This is a genomic window from Oleiphilus sp. HI0132 (genome assembly GCF_001635845.1).
On the sequence record NZ_LWGJ01000932.1, the window covers coordinates 1 to 317 of the forward strand.

Sequence of the window (317 nt, forward strand, 5' to 3'; positions counted from 1 at the left end):
CCCAAACGAAGCACTTCAATACCTTTCACTAGAAAAGGATATGACATAAAGCCGAACAATTTGTATTCGGATGTGTATTCAGGTTTATCGCAGTCAAGCGTCAAAACACACTCTACTAAAACATCTTTTTATCGGACTCGTGCAGGGAAACCTCTATCGGAACCTGAATCGTCGGATAGGCCTGTATACGTAAGTACTGAAAAGGATGAGGCTTTCTATCTGGAAGGTGTGAAAGCTTTGCCTCAAATGCTGGTAGAGGAAAGTCAAAAGCAGGAGCTCAAAGAGCATCCTCATATCGACTTATTTGATATGTTTGT

The 317-nt window shown here is 41.3% G+C and carries 1 protein-coding gene; it reads left to right on the forward strand.

Features of this window, described 5'->3' with window-relative positions; genetic code table 11:
* Nucleotides 1-60 precede the first annotated feature (60 nt).
* A partial coding sequence (locus A3766_RS10465) for a hypothetical protein (protein ID WP_156508862.1) occupies nt 61-317 on the forward strand: 257 nt, incomplete at its 3' end.